Origin of the sequence: Streptacidiphilus fuscans (assembly GCF_015690355.1) — a bacterium.
Taxonomy (GTDB): domain Bacteria; phylum Actinomycetota; class Actinomycetes; order Streptomycetales; family Streptomycetaceae; genus Streptacidiphilus; species Streptacidiphilus fuscans.
The window spans coordinates 202,503-221,523 of the sequence record NZ_JADPRT010000005.1 but is presented as its reverse complement, the minus strand read 5'-3'; the positions used below and the strand labels follow the sequence as shown (position 1 = coordinate 221,523).

The window sequence follows — 19,021 nt, the reverse complement described above, 5'->3', positions numbered from 1 at the left end:
AGCACGTTCAGGAAGTTCCCGAATTCTCCGTGCAGCCCGGTGAAGCCGGTACCCAGTCGGCTGCGGAGTCGAGCCGCAGCCACTGCAACTGCAGGCTCTTGGTGGGGTTCGGGAGGAAGCTCAGGCACCGGGTGGTGTAGCCGCCACCGGGGAGTATCCAGAGGTTCCCTGCGGCCAGGAAATCGCCATCGACGTTCTCGATCACGGTACTCGTGTTGTTGAGGTTGGCTTCCGGCATCCCGAGACTCAGCGGGTGGCCATCCACGCTGTCACCGAGCCAGTAGTACCAGCCCGTGTACTTGTTGCCGAAACTGTTCCCGTACCCCGGTGGGAGCGGGCCGTTGCCCACCATGATGTCACCAACGCTGGTGTGGATCACGGCCGGTACGGCGCTGAACCCGCCATTGCCGGCCAGCCTTACCGGGGTCGTGTTGCCGTTCCCGGTGAAGAGGTACATGCCGAGCGGGTAGGAGCCGGTCACGACCGGCGGTGCCCCTGAGGAGGGTGTTGCTGAGGAGGGCGCCCCAGACGACGACATTGCTCCGGATGAGGACGCCCCGGATGAGGACGCCCCGGAGGAGGAGGGTGTCGTTGAGGAGGGTGTCCCGGGCGAGGAGGGGGCCGTTGAGGTGGGTGTTCCTGGTGAGGACGGTGTTGTGGAGGACGGTGTTCCTGGCGACGATGGAGCCGTTGAGGTGGGTGTCCGTGGCGAGGACGGTGCCGTTGAGGTGGGTGTCCGTGGCGACGATGGTGTCCCTGAGGTGGGTGCCCGTGAAGCGGGCGGTATCTCTGAGGAGGGCGCCCTTGACGAGGACGGTGCCGTTGAGGTGGGTGTCCCTGGCGACGATGGAGCCGCTGAGGTGGGTGCCCTTGACGAGGCCGGTGCCCCTGGGGAGGACGCCCGGGATGACGGCGGTGTCGCTGAGGAGGGTGAGGAGGGCGCCGCTGACGACGATGCCCCGGAGGCTGTGCCGCTTGCTGCGTTGCTGGTCGGCGGCGAGTTGCTACACGCCGCGAGGCCGACTCCGCCTGCCAGCACAAGTGCCGCATTGATGACTGCGATGCGCTTGGTCAAACGAGCGCGGGTGATGACTGCGAGCCGCTTGGTCATGCGAACGCCTCCTCGGACCGTGCGACCCGGAAGGGCAGCAGCCCATGGATAATTCGCAGTACGCCGCACCGATAGTCGTCAATGACGACGTTCCTGCACCGCCCGGCGCATCTACGGCGATTTAGTCGACGTCGAAACCGCAGGTCCCCTCATTAAGGATCACTCGGCCATATGGGTCGGGCAACTCGGGCAGTCCGTTGCTGACGGTGTGTCGCATCGCTGCGGAGGCGGAGCGGGAAAGGCGGTGGATTCGTCAGCGCGGGGCTCGTTAGTGTCCCTGCCATGACCACGACCCCAGGCACTCCCGACTGGCTCTCGGCCAACCGCGCGAACTGGGACGAGCGCGTCCCGATCCACACCGCCGGGCCGTTCTACGACCTTCCGGGCTTCGTCGCGGGCAGGGACAGCCTCCGGGACTTCGAGCCCGCCGAGGTCGGCGACGTCAACGGTAGGACGCTGCTCCACCTGCAGTGCCACATGGGGCTGGACACCCTGTCCTGGGGCCGGCGTGGAGCCGTCGTCACCGGCCTCGACTTCTCCGAGCCCGCAGTGGAGACGGCTCGCGCCCTCGCCGCGCAGACCGGTGTCACCAGCGCCCGTTTCGTCGCCGCGGACGTGCACGACGCCGTGCAGGCACTCGACGGGCAGACCTTCGACATCGTCTACACCGGCATGGGCGCGCTGTGCTGGCTCCCTGACCTCACGCGTTGGGCGCAGGTGGCAGCCGCCCTCGTCGCACCCGGCGGCTTTCTCTACCTGGCCGAGTACCACCCCTTCGCCGACGTGCTCGGCGAGGACGGCCGCACGGTCGCGGGCGACTACTTCCGCCGCGACGCGAACGTCTACGACGAGCCCGGCACATACGCGGACCCCGACGCGCCGATGACCGCGACCGTGACGGTCGAGTGGCTGCACGGGGTCGGCGACGTCGTCACCGCCCTGGCCGCCGCCGGGCTCCAGGTGGAGTTCCTGCACGAGCACGACCGCGGGCACTTCCGCCTGCCCGCCGAGCAGGGCGTGCCGCTGGTCTACTCGCTGCGAGCGGCCAAGGCCGGTTGAGGGGGAGGGGGTCCGCGCCGGATCGGGGATCGCTCCAGGACGGCGGCGGCGTGGCGCGGACTACCCGGTTTCTGCCGGACCTGCGGGGCGGGGTAGCCTGGGCACTCAGCGCGCCGTTCCCTGGCGTCGCACGGCGGTGGGGCCCGCCGTACCCAACCGTGGCCGTGAGGCTGCCAACGGTCCCTACTTGCGATTCAGCGTGCCCGCGTCCGACCGCGGGCTCCGGGCGAGTAGGAGAGGTACATGGCAGAGGCCGGAACGGGCGTGCACAGCGAGCCCGTCGACCCCGGTAGTGACCTGAGCACCGACCTGAGCACCGACATGGTGGGCAGCGCCGGAACTCAGCTCCCCTCGAAACCCCCACGGCAGGGCCAAGGGCAAGGCCACAGCCCAAGCCAGGGGCCGGTGCTCGCCGTGGTGGCGTTGGGCGGCGCGATCGGTGCCTGCGCCCGCTACGGCGCCGGACTGATCTGGCCCACCGCGGCCGGGCACTTCCCCTGGACCACGTTCGGGATCAACGTCCTCGGCTGCGCGGTCATCGGCGTGTTCATGGTCGTGATCACCGACGTGTGGGCCGCGCATCGCCTGGTCCGACCGTTCTTCGGCACCGGCGTCCTCGGCGGGTTCACCACCTTCTCCACCTACACGGTGGACATCCAGAAACTCGTCGACGGCGGCCACGCCGCCACCGGTCTCGCCTACCTCGCGGCCACAATGGTGGCGGCTCTGGCAGCGGTATGGCTCGCGGCGACGTCGACCCGCCGCGTCATCGGATGGAGGCGGCGATGAGGCTGACCGGTCGGGCCCTCCGGGTGACGATCTTCATCGGCGAGAACGACACCTGGCACCACAAGCCTCTCTACGCCGAGATCGTGCACCGCGCGCACGCCGCCGGCCTGGCCGGTGCCAGCGTCTTCCGCGGCATCGAGGGCTACGGCGCGTCCTCGCTGATTCACACCAGCCGTCTCCTCTCGCTCAGCGAGGACCTGCCGCTCGCGATCGTCATCGTGGACAGCGAGGACCGCGTCCGCGCGTTCCTGCCGCAGTTGGACGAGTTGGTCGCCGAGGGGTTGGTCATCCTCGACGACTGCGAGGTCATCCGGTACGTCGGCCGCGAGAAGCCCGAAAATCCCGAGAAGCCCGAGAAGCCCGGGAAGCCTGAGCGGAAGGAGAAGCGGTGAACTGGCTGATCGTGATCGCGGGCGCCCTGGTCGGGGCGCCGCTGCGCTACCTGACCGACCGCACGGTCCAGAAGCGCCACGACACGGTGTTCCCGTGGGGCACCTTCTCCGCCAACGTCCTGGGCTGCTTCATCCTCGGCCTGCTCACGGTGGCCGTCAGCGACGGCGCCGCCTCGGCGCAGGACCAACTGCTCGTCGGCACCGGCCTGTGCGGGGCGCTGACCACCTACTCGACCTTCTCCTACGAGACCCTGCGGTTGACCGAGGAGGGCGCGGGCTTCTTCGCGCTCGCCAACATCGTCGGCAGCGTCGTCGCCGGCCTCGGCGCGGCCTTCACCGGCGCGGCGTTCGCTCACGCCTTCTGGCACTGACCCGTCGACGCCGTCCGCGAGGACGAGACGGGGCGTCAGCTTCTGGGCGCTCCATGCAGTTGTGCAGTCGTGCAGGCCAGCGGTCGGAGCGGGATTGAGGCTCCTATGGCTCGTCAAGTCGTGAGCCGGAGTGGTGCAAGTCCTGCGTGAGGTCGGCTGATGACCTTGTAGACCTCGCGGGCGACGAAGCGCTTCAGGCAGCGGGATGATGTCCCGTTTCGTGAGGCCTTTGGTGGTCCGGCGGGCAACGTAGTCTCGGGTGCGCGGGTCGCGGCTCATGCGAACGAGCACCGTCTTCTGGAGTCCTTGTATGACGAGATCGCCGCGTCCAGGTCGGCTGGTACGGCCAGGTCCCGCCCGACCGCGCACAGGTAGTGGCCGGCTGAGAGGGCGGCGTCGTAGATGTTGTTCGGGTCGGCCGTGCCGTCGCCGTTGCCGTCGACACCCCAGACGGTCCAGGTGGAGGGAAGAAACTGCATCGGTCCGATGGCACGGACCCAGCCTCCCCTCGGGGCAGGGATCGCGGCGTTGCCGCCCGTTCCGTCCAGCGTCGGTCCCAGGATCGGCGTCCGGGGGGTGCCGTTCGTGGTGACGTTCCCGTTGTCGGCCTGCCCGGATTCGACCTGCCCGATTCCGGCGAGCACCGTCCAGTCCAGGCGGCAGCCCGGATCGCCGACCGCGACGGATCGCTGGGCTGACCGGTAGGCGTTCCAGACAAGCGCGGGAACCCGCGAGCCCTTGGCGGCGCCGGGTGCGGTTGTAGGCGCGGAAGTTGCGGTGCCGGGTGCCGCGGTCGGTGTCGGCGGGAGCCCCCTGTTCAGGGGCTGGCTGCCGCCAGTCGCGGTGGCAGGGCGCGTGGCAGCAGGCGCCGCGGCTGCTGCAGGGGTCGGGCCGGGCTGGCCTGCGAGCGCGGCCAGGACAGTCGCACCGACCATCGCAATCGTGGGGTACCAATAGCGTGCCCGGTCCAGCGGGTTGCCGTGCGGTGTGGGCCGCATAGTTTGGCGGTGCGGTCGGTGGGTGTTCACGCTGCTGTTCTCCGTCGTGCTGGGCGGTGGGGGTTGTCCGATGCCGCGCTCGCCCTTGGGGTTTGGTCCAGGGGCGAGCGCGGCAGTGGTGCCCGACTGGTCAGCCGATGGCGATGACGGGGTTCTGGGCGGGGTCGATCCATCGCATGATGTCGTTCATCGTCGTGGCGGGGACGGCGACGCAGCCGGCGGTGGGGCCGGCTTCGGGACCGAGGTCGTGGAGGAAGATTCCTGCGCCGCGGCCGTGGACGGCGGGGTCCATGTTGAAGTTGATGACGAGTGCGTTGTGATACTGGGTGGGGTAGTTGATGAGGTGTTCGCTGCCGTCGGCACCTTGTTCGGTGAGGTGGAAGCCGCCTTGGGTGTCGGTGCGCATCTGGTTGTAGTAGGCGCTGGTGGGGTCTTCGACCCACCAGTCGTGTGTGGTGACCTGGTGGTAAGGCATCTTGGTGCCGGGATTCACGCCGACGCCGAAGCCCTGGGTGATGGTGTAGGTGCCAGTGGGGGTGGTGTCGGTGCCCTGGACGCGGGTTGCGCCGTTGGTGATGCCGTTGGCGCCGATGCGGGCGTAGATGGTGGTGTAGATGTTGGTCCAGGTGCTGCCGGTCTTCTGCCACAGCTGGACGGTCGCGTCGGCGTCGCTGCGGGCGTGGACGGTGATGACCTGGGTGGCGTTGCCGACGTTCACCGCGACCGGGAACGGTGAGGCGGGGGCGGGGGTGCTCGGGTTGGAGATGTAGGAGCCGGCGGGCAGGACGAGCTTCTCGCCGGGCTTGAGCACGTATGGCGAGGCGATGTGGTTGAGGCTGGCGATGGCCTGGTAGCCGCCGGGGACATGGTCCTTGACCGCGATGCCGGAGAGCGTGTCGCCTGACTGGACGGTGTAGCTGGTCACCGGTGTGGTGCCGGCTGGAGTGGTGGCGGCCTGGGCGGCGGTGGCCGAGCCGATGGCGGAGGCGGCGGCTGCGGCGCCGATTGCGGTGGTGGCTGCGGCACGGCCGATGGTGGACGTGCGGGGCTTGGCGTGCCGGCCGTGGGATGAGGCGGACATGGAGGCTGCTCCTACTGAAGTGCGGTCGCGGTACGTGGCCGGCCTGGGTTTGGGGTGCGGTGGTGGTGGAGCGGGGCACCCGTGTGTGCGGGTGCCCCGCGGTGTGTCATTCGCCGCCGGCGGTGGCGGAGCTGGGGGTCTGGCCGGTGAGTCCGGTTCCGGGCACGGCGGTGTTCACGTCGCCGACCGCGCTCCAGGTCCCGTTGGTGTATCGGATGCCGTGGTAGACCGTGCCGGAGGTGTTGACCAGGGCGTACTCCATCACGTCGCTGGTGGAGCTGTCTCCGGTGGCCGCCATGGCCAGGTTAGTGAGGGTGCCGGGGTTGAATCCGGTCTCGGATTCGACGTTGCCGAAGACGGTCCAGGTGCCGTTGCTGTTGCGGGTGGCGTGGTAGAGGCCGTTGCCGCTGTTGACGGTGACCATGACCTCGAGGGCGCCGTCGACGCCGGCGATGGCGACGTGGGTTGCGGTGCCGGGGTTGCTGGAGTTGGCGAACACGTCGCCCCAGGGCGTCCAGGTGCCGGTGGGTGTGGTGCGGATGCTGTGGTAGAGCTTTCCGCCCACGACTGCGGCGATCTGGAGGTCGCTGCCGTTGGTGGTGGCGACGGACGCGTCGGTGATGGTGCCGATGGCGCCGAGCGCGTTGTTGTTGGCGTCGTACAGGTCGTTCCAGTAGGTCCAGGTGCCGTCCGAGTGACGGATCGTCTCGTACAGGTCGCCGTTGGCGGCGAGCGCGATCAGGTGGAAGTCGCTGCCGAGGACGGCCGAGCCGACCAGTGAGGCGACGGTGGTCTGGCCGGCGCCGACCTGGATGGTGCTGGGCACGGGGGCGGTGGTGCCGGTCGGGCTGGTCCAGGTGCCGGTGGCGTCGCGGGTCAGGAACTGGATCTGGCCGCTGCCTTCGGAGGCGTAGTACAGCTCACCGCCGGACTCGGCCTGGGTCTGCGAGCTGGTTCCGACGGGGTTGGCGTACATGTCCGGAACCTGGTCCCACGCGGTCCAAGTGCCGTCCGCATTGCGGATGGTGTGCAGCGGGGCGGCGTTGGCGGAGGTGTTGATGGTGAGCTGGAACTCGGCTGGGGTGGTCGCGGCTCCGGCAGAAGGGGCGCCGCTGAGGGCCAGGGTGAAGGCGGTGGTGACGGCCGCCGCTATGAAGGCGGTGCGGTGGGCGCGGGAGATGCGCATGCGTGTTTCTCTCCTGTGTCGGGTGCTCTGCGCGGCATCAGGCCGCTCCCATCACGGCCGGGCCGACAGCGCTGCTGCACCGCCGGCCCGGCCGCCAGGTGTTGATGGACCGGCTACTGGATCTGCTGGTACAGGGCGGTGACCTGGTTCGGTGTCAGCGCGTAGTTGTAGGCTTGGACGTTGCTGATCTCACCGGGAAAGTAGTTGCTTCCGCCGGCACTGCCGATGTGCAGCACACCGCTGGCCGCCCAGGGGGTGGTGTTGGTGCCAGTACCCGCCAAGGTGCCGTTGACGTAGAGACTCATGGTCTTCGTCGCGGCGTTGAAGACACCCACCAGGTGCGTCCAGGTGTTGAGGGTAGGCGCCGTGCTGGCGGCGGCGTGGGGGTAGCTGCTGGGGCTGGCGCTGTCGCTTGAGGGCGACACGAAGGCCCAGGCGTTGTACCCCTTGGAGTACTGCAGGTAGAACGCGTCGGAATTGACGCCCGCTTCTCCGACGGCGGTGTTGTAGGTGGTGGTGTTGGTCATCTTCACCCAAGCGGAGATCGAGTAGCTGCCGGTGGTGTTGATGACTCCGGTGTTGGCGGTGGCGGCGTCCCCTGCGGTGCCGTCGAAGGAGAGGACCTCGCCGCGGGTGGCGTCGTTGGTCCAGGTGGCGCCGGTGCCGCTGAGGGTGAGCGGGTTGTTGCCGGTGTTGGGGTTGTTGACGGCGTTCGGCGTCAGGACCTGGTTGACGTCGTCGGTGCTCGCCGTGTCCTGGGCGACGGTGACCGCGGTGCTGGTGTTGCCGTCGTCCAGTTCCCAGGTGTCCTGGGGGGACAGGAGGGAGTTGGCGAGTGCCCCGTAGCCGGCCAGCGAGAGGTTGACATGGTCGCCGCCGTCAGCGCCGACGGCGAGCTTCTCCACCCCGGCGTTGTTCGGGTCGGGGATCGAGACGGCCGCGTCGTAGTCGGCGAAGTACACCGCCGGGGAACTCCACTGCGTGCCAAGGTTGTTGCCGCCGAGGTACGCGTTGACGTCCATCCGGTAGGCGTCGACCCCGGTGTTGGCTGTCAGGGTGCAGGGGTCGTTGGGGGTGGCGCCGTCTCCGGTGAACCCGTCGCAGGGGGTCAGCGAGGTCAGCACCACGTTGATGCCCCAGCCCTGGAGCTGCTGGACGAGGGCGGTGTAGCCGTTGTTCTCCAGGTCCGTGTTGGTGTCTCCGGCGAGGAGGTCTTCCAGGCCTTCGCTGATGACGACGGTGTTGATGCTGGGCTGGTCCAGGATGTCGCGGTCGATCCGGGACAGTGCGGCCGGGCCGCCGATGGTGCTGCCGTTGTACGTCTCCGGGTAGTCCTTCATCAGTTGGTTGGACTCGATGCCCTCCGCGAGTACGCCGAACGGCTGGGCGGTGCTGGGCATCGCGCCCGCGAGTGCGTCGGAGACGCGGTAGCCGTTGGAGTTGGGCAGCGTGGTGCCGGGCTGGAACGGGTCGGTCAGGTTGTCGCCGAGAACCGCTTCGGTGAGGACGTTCGCGGACTGCACGTCCATGCCGGTGACCAGGTCGGTGAAGCTGCCGTAGCTTGCGGCGTTCGTGGTGAACGGTGTGGTGCTGGTGCTTGTAGTCAAGTCACCGGAACCCACGCTGGTGATGTACTCGAACGAGCCATTGCTGTAGGAGTGCTGAACCAGATACGGCACCGAGTTGGTGAGCTGGTAGGAGACCAGCAGGTACTGGCCTGCGGTGACAGTGAAGTTGAGCGGGTCGCTGTAAATCATCGCGCCCTGGGGCACGGTGGTGCTCTGACTGCCGCCAAACGTCAACGTAGTCGGTGTCCCCGACGGCACCGCGCCGATCGCGTTCGGAGTGGAGCTGAGCGCGATCGTGGCGTGCCCGATGCTGAGCGAGCTGGTGCCCAAACCGTTGTCCAGCTTGATGCGAACGGTGGAGCCCGACATGGACGGCTTCAGCGCGATGCGAATGGTCTGGTTGCTGTAGCTGCCGTTGTTCAGGTTGTAGTTGCCCTCGTTCGGGTTGCCCCACGCGCCGGTCCAGGACTGGCCTGAGCCCGCCGCGGCGTAGGTGCCGTTGGCCTCCGGGGTGCCGGCGGTGGTGTTACGGGTGGAGATGCCGTAGACGTGCAGGGCCTGGGTTCCCGCGCCGGTGTTGCTGACGTCCGGCAGGGTGACCGAGGCGATGGTCTTGGTCGGGTCGATCGGTACCGAGAACGAGTAGATCTTCAGACCCTGGCCGGCACCGGCCACGACCTGGCCGGAGGGCCGGTTCCAGTGTGGCAGAGACACTGCGGCGATGGACTGCGGGCCGCTCACCCAGTCGGGGACGGTCAGGGTGTAGGTGGTGCTGGTGTTGTCGGCGTAGGTGATGGTGCCGGTCGCGGGGCAGACGCCCACGGGGGTGGTGCCGGAGAAGCAGTATGAACCGGAGATACCGGTCCCAGCGGGGACGTAAGGGGCGGTGGACTGGCCCTGTACCGCGCCGGGGTCAGCCATGAACGCGTTGGTGGAGTTCGCCAGGAACACAAGCGCGTTGCCCTGGCCGCCCATGGTGACGGTCTGGTTGGCGGCCACCACGTTGTCCTTCTGCCCGCTGCCGTAGGTGGGCAGGGTGAAGGTAGCGCCGTTGACGGTGACCTTGCCGCCACTGGTCCAGCCAGCGTTGGTCAGGTCGGTTGCGGACATGCTGGAGTAGCCGTCTGCGGCCCCCAGGCTCATGTTGCTGTCCGGGCTGATGGCGGTGTTGTCGTAGCAGGCGGTCAGGCTGGTGCAGGTGCTGGCCGCGTGACCGGCGGCCAGGAACGGGTAGGCCTCGTGCCCGGATTCGTCACCGGCGGCGTCCACCGAGTACACGTACAGCGTGTGCGGTCCGGGAGACGGCGGCGTGACCGTGACCGTGGCCGTGTTGTTCGACGCCGTCACGGTCTCGTTTGCGGGCGGGTTGCTGGTGGCCGGGAGCTGGTCGAGGCTGTAGACGAACTTGGTGGCGGTGGTGCCGTTCCCGGTCACCGAGAACTGCCCGGCGGTGCCGGCGGCCGCGCCGACGACCCCGTCGTTCTGGTCGGTGTTCGGGAAGGTGTTGTTCACCGACGAGACGGTCGGGTCGTCCGGCGCGGTCGGCTCGGCGGTGAAGTGGCAGGTCGGCGACTGCGCGTAGCTGGTCGGGTCCATGCCGTCGGTGATCATCACCTGCCAGTCCACGGTCTGACCGTTGGTCAGCGAGGAGATGAAGCTGGAGGGCAGTGACACCGTCGCGAAGGTGCCGGAGGCCAGGTTGTCCGCACTGGTCGCGGTGTACTTGGTCGAGGAGCCGTTGATCCAGTACTGGAATGTGGCCTGCAGCTTGTCGCCGTTGGGGTCGGTGACCTTCGCCTTCAGCACGGGCGGCGTCGAGGCGATGGTCTTGCCCATGTAGGGGCCCGGCGTCACCGTAGAGCACGCGGCGTCGTCCGCACCAGCGACAGCTGACATGGTGTTCGCGGTCGGCGGGTTGGGCGGGTTGTTGAAGAAGATCTGCAGCGTCGGGTTGTTGGCGAAGCGCTTGAAGCCCAGGTCGTTCCAGGAGGACTCGTACGAGTCCTCGCTCAGCGTCACCGTGAACGTGGACGAGTGCGCCGCCGCCTCGCTCTTGATCGGCGAGAGCACGTTGAAGCCGTTGGTCGTCGACCCGTTGCTCGGGCAGTAGGTCTTGTTGTACGCAGGACCGAAGCTCGCCGAGGTGGAGTAGCTGTTGTAGCCGGGCCGGTTACTCCAGTCCGTGCCGGAGCCTATGCCCTTGGACCAGTGCAAGTTCACCGTCGCCGTGGTCGAGCATGACGCCGAGTAGACATCGGTCGCGTTGACGGTGGCACTGTTGACGTCAGCGCCCCAGATCGTCTTGGACAGGTTCCACTGGTAGATCGCGTGCTCGTCACCGGTGTTGCACTCGCCCTCAGACCAGCCGTTGTAGCCAACTCCGAGGTACCCGTTGTCAGCCAGGCTGCCGGTGTTGTTGACGAAGGAGTTGCCCGAGCAGCCCTGCTTGACCTCGTCGAACATCGGGGACCCGTAGCTGACCGGGTGCCAGTTCACCGACGGGTCCGCATACACCGGCCACACCGTCGACCGGCTCGCCAGCATGCCTGCGTCCGGCATCAGCGTCACCGAACCGGAACCCACCCTGGTGCCCACCCGCGCAAGATGGGCAGCCAGCCCGGGCTGCCCGGCAGTCGATGCATCGGCGGCGACCTTGGCTCCGCGGGGTGTGCGCGAGGCGGGCAGGACCATGTTGGAGTCCCACTGCATCGGGGTCGCACCGTCGGCGACAAGCTGCCCCGCAGTGTTGGTCAGCTGCAGTCCGCCGTCCGCTGCGGAGGAGAGGCGGCCACCGTGCACGACCGTGCCCAGACGCAAGGTCCTCAGCGCGGGGTTGGCGGCGGCCTGCGCGGAGTGGATGACCAGAACGTCACTCAGTCCGCCGTCCGGCGTCGCGGACACCTGCAGGTCCACGCCTGGGAGCACGGACGGGTAGGTCGCCGTCGCACCGTTGATCACCGGCGCAGGAAGGGCGGTCGGCCAGGTCAGGGCGAGCGACGTGCCGCCCGACCGGGTCACCGCGAGCGGTCCGGGGCCACCCGCGGAGAACTCGACCGACCCATAGGCGGTCGCCCCCGGCGCCCACATTCCGTCACTCTGCTGCGCCAGCTTCAGGTCCACCGAGACCCAGCCGCCGCCGCGCGCGACGCGCACCGGCTGGGGGTTCGCCGCCAGCTCGAACTTCCCCGACGGCTCCGCGAGGACGGACTCCGTAGGCGTGGTCAGCGAGCCGACAGCGACCGCCTGGCCGGAGTGCCGGGCCTGGGCGCCGGCCTGCTGCATGCGCAGCTGGTCAACCGCCGTGAGCCCGAACCCGCTCGGCAGCGGCGTCAGCGCCTTACCCGAGCCTGCCTGGCGGGCGACAGGCTCGGACGAACCGCTGGCATTCAGTGCCTTCGAGGGGTTCGGGACTGACGCGTGCGCCGGCACCAGCCCGACTGCACTCACCCCCAACGCCACCAGCGCCACCACAGCCCTCTGGCTCCGGCGGCGCATAGCCCCAGTGCGTTGTCTCTGCATCATCTGCTCTCTCTTCGACAACCCGACCATCCCGGTCGGCGATGCCGAACCTACGGGCCCCGCAGCTGAGACCGCCAGTGATCAATAGTCGCAAGATCATCGGAATGTCACTGCAGGTCAGAACATGGACTGATGTGTCCGAATCAATAACTTGGTAAGAGCACGTCCGATTGTGACGATCGGCCATGTCGACAGTTTGGTGCGCATTGGTAGGGTCCGCGCGGAGCTTCAAGATCAACACATTGTCGACAAGGAGCCAAAACATGAGATGGACGACAAGTCCTCTGGCGCCACGAGGGCCGGGTGACGGACCGCCGGGACGCCTGCGACGGGCGGGCACCGCGACTGCCGCTACGGCGGCGCTGATTGTGGGGCTCACTGGCGCCGCGCAACCCGCCTCGGTGCACAAGGCACCCGGCATCGTGCAGACCGCACCGGTTCCGGTCACCCCAGTGGTTTCCCACTACCACCCCGCAAAGCGCCTCGCGAGCTCACCGGCGCCCAAGGTGACCTGGCCGACGGGGCAGGGCACTGTAGCTGCCGATGGCAACGCCGTCCCGACGGCACGCACCGCCAGCCCCAAAGCTTCAGCCGGCGTGCATCAGCAGCAGGCAGGGACCCTCCCCGTTTGGCTGACGCCCTCATCCGGAGTCACCCTGACCGGGACCTCCGTGCGTGTCCTGCCACAGACTTCGGCACGCGCCGCGGGTATCAGCGGCGTGCTCCTGTCGGTGACGGGCCTGCCACGCACCGCGCACGGGAAAGTCCGACTCGACCTCGGCTACAAGGACTTCGCCGGCGCCTTCGGTGCCGACTGGGCATCGCGACTGCGCCTGGTCCAGCTCCCCGCGTGTGCCCTGACCACCCCGCAGCTGGCAGCCTGCCGCACGGAGACACCCCTCGCGGGGGCCGATAGCTCCAAGGCGCAGACGCTCTCCGCGGACCTTGCACTGACGACCGGCCAGGGCCCACACGCGCCGACAGCCACGGCCGGTCTGCGCGCGAACACGGTGTCCGGTACCTCCGCCATGGTCCTGGCGGCCAGCTCCGACTCGGGCGGCGGCGGCGACTTCTCCGCGACTTCTCTCAAGCCGTCGGGCTCCTGGCAGGCCGGTGGCAGCACGGACTCGTTCACCTGGACGTATCCGATCAAGCCCCCGAGCGTTCCGGGTGGCCTGGCTCCCAACATCACGCTGGGCTATGACTCCCAGAGCGTGGATGGCCTGACTTCATCAACGAACAACCAAGCCTCGGTCGTCGGTGACGGTTTCGCGCTGCCGAGCAACTACGTTGAGCGCTCCTACCAGTCTTGCCACCAGAATCCGTCTGGCACCACCCAGACGTGGGACAACTGCTGGTCCAGCGACAATCAGCTCACCCTGTCGCTCAACGGCACCACGACGGCGCTGATCAAGGATGACACCACGGGCACCTATCGGGCCCAGGGCGACTCCAACGAACGGGTCGAGTACCTGACAGGCGCGTCCAACGGCGCGCAGAACGGCGAGTACTTCCGCGTCACCACCAGCGACGGCACCCAGTACACGTTCGGCCTGAACCAGCTGCCCGGCTGGTCCTCGGGCGACACTGCGACGAACTCGGTCCTGACTGAGCCAGTCTACGCGACCACGTCGGGGCAGCCCTGCTACAACTCCACCTGGGCTAACTCATGGTGCCAGCAGGGATACCGGTGGATGCTGGACTACGTCAAGGACACCCACGGCGACGTGATGTCCTACTTCTACACGCCTTCGACCAACTACTACGCGCGGGACCTGGGCACAACGGCTAACACCCCCTACATTCGCGACGCCGCTCTGCAGAAGATCCAGTACGGCCAGCGTGACGGCTCGGTCTACACCACCAGCCCCGCAGGCCAGGTGCTCTTCACCTACAATGGCCGGTGCAACACGTCCTCCACCGGTTGTGCCACCTCGACGCTGACCTCATCGACAGCGTCGAACTGGCCAGATGTCCCGTACGACCTCAACTGCGCCAACGGTGCCTCTTGCACGTCGAACGCGCCGTCCTTCTGGTCCGAGAACGAGCTGGCCAGCATCCAGACCCAGGCCCTCGTTGGAACCACGGAGACCAACGTAGACTCCTGGGCCTTCACCTACTCCTTCCCCGCGACCGGTGACTCCACCTCCCCGTCGCTGTGGCTGAACACGGTAACAAACACAGGCCAGGACACCAGTGCCGGTGGTTCGACCTCGCCGATCGCCATGCCGCCTGTTTCGTTCTCTGGCACGCCGCTGTCGAACCGTGTCAACCTGAGCGACGGCTACCCCCCGATCACCCGCTACCGGCTCAACACCATAACCACCGAGACCGGTGAGGTGATCAGCGTCGGCTACTCCGCTCCGGCCTGCGCCAACGGCACGCCCACTGACCCTAGCCAGAACACCACGCTTTGCTACCCGGACTACTGGACCCCGAGCGGCCAAACCTCCCCGATCGAGGACTGGTTCAACAAGTACATCGTCAAAACGGTCACCGAGCAGGATCCGACAGGCGGCGGCGTCAATGACACGATCATGACCAGCTACACGCCCGTCGGCTCGCCGGCCTGGCACTACAACGACAACCCGTTGACCCCTTCGAGCCAGCGCACCTGGGACCAGTGGCACGGCTACGGCGGCATCAAGGTCTCGACCGGCACCGCGCCGGACCCGGTCACCGAGACCGACTACACCTACTTCCGCGGGATGGATGGCGACACGCTTCCGAACGGTGGCACCCGCTCTGTCACTGTCACCGACTCCCGCGGCGACACGCCGGTCACCGACTTGGCACAGTATGCCGGCAAGACCTACGAAGTGGTCCTTTACAACGGGTGGGGCAGCGGCAAGGTCGTGACCGACACCGTCACGGACCCTTGGTCGAGCAGCGCAACGGCAACTCACACCCTTTCCGGTGGCCTCCCCTCGCAGCAGGCCTTCATCACTGGCACCGCGGACACGAAGGTCTACACACCCCTCGCCTCGGGCAGCACGCGCCAAACCGAGACGGACTACACACACGACGCCTACGGTCGGGTCACCACGATCAACGATCAGGGCGATGTCTCCACTACCGCGGATGACCTCTGCACCACGACGACCTATGCCGACAACACCTCGGCATGGATCCTTGATCTGGTCGCTGAGACCCGCACCGTGTCGGCCAACTGCTCCACCACCCCAACGCTTCCAGCGAACGCAGTTTCCGACAAGCAGGTCTACTACGACGGCTCCGCCACACTCGGCGCAGCCCCGAGCGTCGGTGACCCCACCTCAACCATGCAGGCAACCTCCTACAACGGATCGACGCCTGTCTTTTCAACCATGTCGACTCAGACGGTCGATGAGTATGGTCGCCCTGTCACCAGTGCCGACGCAGATCAGCGCACCACCCACACCGCCTACACGCCTGCCACGGGGGCTGCACCCACCAACATCACCGTCACGGACCCGCTCTCGCACACGCTCACCCAGTCCTTCGACCCGTTGCGTGGGCTGGTTCTGAGCCAGACTGATGCATCCGGCTTCGTGACCAGCGCGCAGTATGACGCCCTTGGGCGCAGGACTGCAGTATTCAAGCCGGGTATCGCCTCGGCGTCTGCCAAGTACTCGTACACAGTGTCCGCAACAGCGCCGAGCTCGGTGACTACGCAGACGCTGAACGATGACGGGACGTACCGCACGAGCGAGCTGCTGCTCGACTCCATGCTGCGCGGACGCGAAACCCAGGTCGCCACCGTGGACGGCGGTCGCACCGTTACGGACACCGTATACAACACCGATGGCTGGGTCGCCAAGACAACGGATCCCTACTACAGCGCAGGGGCACCGAGTGCGACTCTGGTGCAGGCACAGGATGGCAAGATCCCGTCCGAGACAGGTTTCGTCTACGACGGAGCGGGCCGCAAGACCTCGGCCGTCGCTTATGCGCTCGGCACCCAGAAGTGGCTGACCACGACCGTCTACGGCGGCAACTTCGTCACCACGATTCCGCCGACCGGAGGCGTGACCGAGTCCACCCTGACCGATGCGCGCGGCCGCACCACCGATCTCTACCAGTACCACGCCAGCGTCCCCGCGGACCCCGTGAACGACCCGGCATCGGACTACTCAGACACGCACTACACCTATAACCCGGCTGGGCAGAAGGCCTCAGAGCTCGACTCTGCAGGCAACAGCTGGACCTGGCAGTACGACCTGCTCGGGAACCAGATCGCTGCCACCGATCCGGATGCCGGCTCGAACAGCGCAACCTATGACAACGCAGGCCAGGTGCTCACCACCACCGACGCACGAGGCGACAAGACCAGTTTCACCTACGACCTGGACGGTCGCCGGACCGCGGCTTATGACATCACCGGCACGAACGTCACACCGGCCGCCTCGAACCAGATCGCAGCTTGGACCTATGACACCCTCAAAAAGGGTCTGCTGACTTCGTCCACGTCGTACGCGCTCGGCACCACCAGCGCGTCGGTAACCGACAGCGTTCTCAGCTACACCAACCTCGGCAACGTTGCCGCGCAACGAACCACCTTGAGCAACATGCCCAGCAGCGTTGCCGCGCTCACGCCCTCCGGCGGGTACACGACCTCATTTACGTACAAGAGCACGGGGACGCTCGCGACGCAGCAGGATCCAGCAGAGGCAGGGCTCCCTTCGGAAACCCTCTCATATGGGTACGACCAGTTCGGGCAAACCACGAGTCTGGCCAGCACCGGGACAACGGCCTGGACCTACCTGTCCGCACTCGGATACGACGAGTACGGTCAGCCGCTGCAGTACACAATGGGCCCCTCCACCAGCTGGGTTGCGCTAAACCTGAGTTATGACCCCATGACGAGTCAGCCGCTCGATGCCAAGACCTCAGACTCCAGCAGTTCTACGGTGGTGGACGACACCTCCTACGCCTGGAGCAGCTCGAGCCAGTCACAGGGCGCCGGCCTGCTGACCCAGGTGACTGACAGTCAGAACGGCGGCGCAGTCACTGACACGCAGTGCTTCACATACGACTGGGCCGCACGGCTGTCCGCAGCCTGGACCGCCACAGACAACTGCGCGGCGACCCCAGCGTCCGGGAGCAGCAGCACAATCGGCGGACCCAACCCCTACTGGCAGTCCTGGACCTACACAGCAGACGGCCAACGTCAAACGCAGACGGACCACGACACCAGCGGGAACACCGCCAACGACACAACGACCAACTACAACTACCCCACGGCCGGCTCCGCCACGGATCAGCCGCACAGCCTGACGAACACCACGGCGACCGGTCCTGGCGCAGCTGCCAACACAGCCAGCTACACCTACGACGCGTCCGGAAACACGACGTCCATCTCCGGAGGGGCACTCGGAAACCAATCCCTGACCTGGAACCACCAAAACAAGCTGCTCACCGACGCTGCGGGCTCCTCGAGCACCAGCTACGTCTATGACGTCTCAGGCAATCTCGTCATGCGAATCGGCCCGAGCCAGGCGACCCTCTTCCTGGGAGACGCGCAACTAGTTGAGAACCTCGGCACCCAGGCCCTGAGCGGGACTCGCTATTACACGGTCAACAACACGATCATCGCTGCGCGATCCAGCTCTGGGGACATTCAATATCTGATCCCGAACCGGCAGGGCACTGACACCTTGTCGATCGACTACCAAACCCAGGCAGTGACACGGCGCCAGTTCCTCCCGTTCGGGGGTGCCCGAGGGACGGTTCCCAGCAACTGGATCGGCTCCAAGGGGTACGTTGGCGGTCTCTCTGACTCCGTCACCAACCTCGAGAACCTCGGTTCGCGCGAGTACGACGCACAGACCGGCCGATTCATCTCACTCGACCCATACCTCGAACAGTCCGACCCGAACCAGATGTCCGGGTACGACTACAGCTCGAACGACCCGGTAACGGGCAGCGACCCCACGGGTGAGGACTGGTTCGACTCGTTGAGCAACGCCGCGTCCAACTTCGTGGACACCGCTCAGCAGGTCATGTCGCGTACAAGCCTGCCGATGTTCGCCCTCGGTCTTGGCGAGATGGCGCTTGGCGCGGGCGCTGACGCCCTCGCAGGTGGCCTGTGCGCAACGGGCGCGGGTTGTGTGCTGGGAGCGGCAGTCGCGGTCGCAGGAACCGCCGTCATCAACCTCGGTGCAGCCACTGTGGTCACCTCGGTCGCGGCTCCGAATATCGCCTACGCCGTCCAGGAAAGCGGATCAGGCGGTGGCGACTCGAGCGGAAGCGACTCGAGCGGGCAGCCCTCCAGTTCCGGCCTGTCCCAGGAACAACTCGATGGGTACGCCCAGACATTGGTGAAGGAACACCGAGGTGGTGGGGACGGAACAGGCGCATCGCTCACGGAGGTCAACGCCTACAAGGCCCTCGAGGGCGGTCCGGAGGGAACCGATCCCTACGTTGGACCGGTCGGCGACGAAGGGCCCGATGTCGAGTTCCGCGACCGGCAAGGCAACGTCGTGCTCGACCGCGAAGTAAAGGTCGCGAACGGAACCGAGAACTCCTTCCGCCAGCAGCTCAAGTTGGGCTATAAGAAGCTGGACAAGGCGGGCGCGGCCAACGATGGACAGATCTTCATTCAGGTTCCCAAGGGAAGCGATGCTTACCAGATCGAATCCTGGGTTGCACGAACCATGGGCAGGACCGGAGGACGATACGCAGGAAGCACTGCGACCGTTGTCGACGACACCGGCGCCTCGCTCGGGACCTACGATCTTGGAACTGGTTCACCAATCGCGCCTCCCAGCGACGCTAGCGAAGGAACAAATACCGGCGATACTTACACGTCCACGACCGGATTCAGCTACTAGGCCCTGATGGCTCGTCGATAGATATGATGACGAAGTCAGTGTTGTAGCCTGCCCGTAGATCTGTCGTGGGGGGGGGGGGGCGGGGGCGCCCCCCCCACCACCGTAGGCCCGGCGTTTGATGTTTTTTCACCCCGA

General features: G+C 67.0%; 11 protein-coding genes. 6 read left to right on the top strand and 5 right to left on the bottom strand.

Annotated features, from left to right (window positions below; all coding sequences use genetic code 11):
• Window positions 1–7: 7 nt before the first annotated feature.
• Window positions 8–481, bottom strand: a complete 474-nt coding sequence (locus I2501_RS14190) for a hypothetical protein (protein ID WP_196194334.1) — start codon at window positions 479–481, stop codon at window positions 8–10.
• Window positions 482–561: 80 nt separating this feature from the next.
• Between I2501_RS14190 and I2501_RS14185 the strand changes: the two genes are divergently transcribed.
• The 5 genes from I2501_RS14185 to crcB (I2501_RS14165) all read left to right on the top strand — a co-directional run bounded on the left by I2501_RS14185 (window position 562) and on the right by crcB (I2501_RS14165) (window position 3,722).
• Entirely contained in the window at window positions 562–1,053 is a 492-nt protein-coding gene (locus tag I2501_RS14185) for a hypothetical protein (RefSeq protein WP_196194333.1), read from the top strand.
• Window positions 1,054–1,393: 340 nt separating this feature from the next.
• Entirely contained in the window at window positions 1,394–2,170 is a 777-nt protein-coding gene (locus I2501_RS14180) for a class I SAM-dependent methyltransferase (RefSeq protein ID WP_196194332.1), read from the top strand.
• Between the two features lie 243 nt (window positions 2,171–2,413).
• On the top strand, window positions 2,414–2,959 hold the full coding sequence (gene crcB / locus I2501_RS14175) for a fluoride efflux transporter CrcB (protein ID WP_236046337.1): 546 nt from the start codon (window positions 2,414–2,416) through the stop codon (window positions 2,957–2,959).
• Window positions 2,956–3,351 (top strand): DUF190 domain-containing protein, encoded by a 396-nt coding sequence (locus tag I2501_RS14170; protein ID WP_196194331.1) that lies wholly within the window; start codon window positions 2,956–2,958, stop codon window positions 3,349–3,351. The genes crcB (I2501_RS14175) and I2501_RS14170 overlap by 4 nt, the downstream gene beginning before the upstream one ends.
• Window positions 3,348–3,722, top strand: coding sequence for a fluoride efflux transporter CrcB (crcB, locus tag I2501_RS14165; RefSeq protein WP_196194330.1), 375 nt, complete (start codon window positions 3,348–3,350; stop codon window positions 3,720–3,722). Before I2501_RS14170 ends, crcB (I2501_RS14165) begins: the two co-directional genes overlap by 4 nt.
• Window positions 3,723–3,997: 275 nt before the next feature.
• On the opposite strand, the gene I2501_RS39330 is transcribed toward crcB (I2501_RS14165), so the two are convergent.
• The 4 genes from I2501_RS39330 to I2501_RS14145 all read right to left on the bottom strand — a co-directional run bounded on the left by I2501_RS39330 (window position 3,998) and on the right by I2501_RS14145 (window position 12,002).
• Window positions 3,998–4,366 carry a lytic transglycosylase domain-containing protein gene (locus tag I2501_RS39330; protein ID WP_328806365.1) on the bottom strand — a complete coding sequence of 123 codons (369 nt, stop codon included), beginning with the start codon at window positions 4,364–4,366 and terminating at the stop codon, window positions 3,998–4,000.
• A gap of 484 nt (window positions 4,367–4,850) precedes the next feature.
• Window positions 4,851–5,801 carry a LysM peptidoglycan-binding domain-containing protein gene (locus tag I2501_RS14155; RefSeq protein WP_196194329.1) on the bottom strand — a complete coding sequence of 317 codons (951 nt, stop codon included), beginning with the start codon at window positions 5,799–5,801 and terminating at the stop codon, window positions 4,851–4,853.
• Window positions 5,802–5,907: 106 nt separating this feature from the next.
• Complete coding sequence (locus I2501_RS14150) at window positions 5,908–6,987, bottom strand: hypothetical protein (RefSeq protein ID WP_196194328.1); 1,080 nt, start codon at window positions 6,985–6,987, stop codon at window positions 5,908–5,910.
• 113 nt (window positions 6,988–7,100) lie between these two features.
• Window positions 7,101–12,002, bottom strand: coding sequence for a LamG-like jellyroll fold domain-containing protein (locus tag I2501_RS14145; protein ID WP_328806364.1), 4,902 nt, complete (start codon window positions 12,000–12,002; stop codon window positions 7,101–7,103).
• A gap of 494 nt (window positions 12,003–12,496) precedes the next feature.
• Between I2501_RS14145 and I2501_RS40590 the strand changes: the two genes are divergently transcribed.
• Window positions 12,497–18,886 (top strand): RHS repeat domain-containing protein, encoded by a 6,390-nt coding sequence (locus I2501_RS40590; protein WP_196194327.1) that lies wholly within the window; start codon window positions 12,497–12,499, stop codon window positions 18,884–18,886.
• The last annotated feature ends 135 nt before the right edge of the window (window positions 18,887–19,021 follow it).